At 73.8% G+C, this 1,509-nt stretch carries 2 protein-coding genes and 1 pseudogene; 2 read left to right on the top strand and 1 reads right to left on the bottom strand.

Translation table 11 applies throughout. The annotated features are described in order from the left end of the window. A partial coding sequence (locus AB0M20_RS42950) for an arginase family protein (RefSeq protein WP_364307200.1) occupies positions 1-479 on the top strand: 479 nt, incomplete at its 5' end. Next, a complete protein-coding gene (locus AB0M20_RS42945) occupies positions 476-1,246 on the top strand; it encodes an SDR family oxidoreductase (protein WP_364307199.1) in 771 nt (256 codons plus the stop codon). The genes AB0M20_RS42950 and AB0M20_RS42945, both read left to right, overlap by 4 nt. A gap of 32 nt (positions 1,247-1,278) precedes the next feature. On the opposite strand, the pseudogene AB0M20_RS42940 reads toward AB0M20_RS42945, so the two are convergent. Then, positions 1,279-1,509 (bottom strand): annotated as a pseudogene (locus AB0M20_RS42940) (hypothetical protein); the annotation flags it as partial.

The raw sequence follows: 1,509 nt of genomic DNA, 5'->3' as shown, positions 1-1,509 counted from the left end.
GGGAGACGGCGGACTCGGAGCTGGCGGTGCTCACCGGCGACGGGCCGCCGAGCCTGACCGGCCTGGGCGGGCCGCCGCCGATGGTCGCCGCCGGCAACGTGGTCCTCATCGGACACCGCACCGCCGGGCTGGACCAGGCCTCGGCGGCGGAACTGGCCCGGCTGCCGGCCGGCCTGCTCGCCGTCGACGCGCCGGCGGTGCTCCGCGACCCACACGAGGCGGGGGCCAGGGCGGCCACCCGGACTTCTCTGCCGATGTGGCTGCACATCGACGTGGACGTCCTGGATGCCGCGGTCATGCCGGCGGTGACCTATCCGCAGCCCGGCGGGCCCGACCTGGACCAGCTCGCGACGGTGCTCGCCCCGCTGGCGGCCGCGGAGAACCTCCTCGGTGTCAGCATCGCCGACTTCCGCCCCGACCTGGACCCGGACGGGCGCTACGCGGCCCGGCTGGTCGAGCTGCTGGACCGCACGTTGTGAGCGACCGCGTCGTCATCGTGACCGGAGCGAGCCGCCGCATCGCGATCGGAGCAGCCATCGCCCGCCGACTGGTCGCCGACGGTTACGCGGTTCTCCTGCATTCCTGGGCTCCGCATGATGCCGGGCAATCGTGGGGCGCGGATCCAGGTGGCCCCGAAGCTCTCGTCGATGAGCTGCGCCGGGCCGGCGGCCGGGTCGAGCACGTCTCGGCGGATCTCGCCGACCCCGATGCGCCGGCGGCGTTGGTGGACACCGCGCGCGACGCGTTCGGGCACGTCGACGCGCTGGTGGCCAACCACGCCCGCGGCAGCATGCAGTCCCTCGAGGACCTGACCGCCGAGGAGCTCGACCACAGCTTCGCCGTCAACACCCGGGCGACGCTTCTGCTGGCCAAGGCGTTCGCCGCCCGGCACGACGACACTCGTCCGGGCGGGCGCGTGCTGTGGATGACCTCCGGGCAGTACCACGGCGCCATGCCCGCCGAGCTTCCCTACATCGCCTCCAAAGCGGCCCTGCACGAACTCACCCGCAGCCTCGCGGTGCACCTGATGCCTCGCGGCATCACCGTCAACTGCATCAACCCGGGACCGAACGACACCGGGTACGCCGACGACGCCCTCCGGGCCGAGGTGACCCGGCTCAATCCGGGCGGACGCTGGAGCGCCCCGGCCGACACCGCCCGCCTGGTCGCCTGGCTGCTGAGCGACGAGGCGGACTGGGTGACCGGCCAGACCATCGCCTCCGACGGCGGGTGGTCGGCACGATGACCCGGGCCGTCCGGACCCGTCCACCGATGAGCTCAGGGAGCGTAGGCGCGGATGTTGGCTCCCCTGGTGAGATAGAGGGCGCCGCCGGCCGCCACGACGTGGTCGGTGAGTCCGGTGTGGACCGTGCCGGAGGAGACCGGTTTGCCGTCGGCCGCCGAGAGGATGACGAGGGTCTTGTTGCCGGCCACCCAGTCCGCCTCGTCGCTCAGCAGCCAGGCGACCAGGCGGGCGGTGTCGGCCGGGGCGCTCCAGCGTCCGCCCGG

The sequence above is a fragment of the Actinoplanes sp. NPDC051633 genome (genome assembly GCF_040681735.1).
Lineage (GTDB): Bacteria > Actinomycetota > Actinomycetes > Mycobacteriales > Micromonosporaceae > Actinoplanes.
This window is presented reverse-complemented; position numbering and strand designations above follow the sequence as displayed.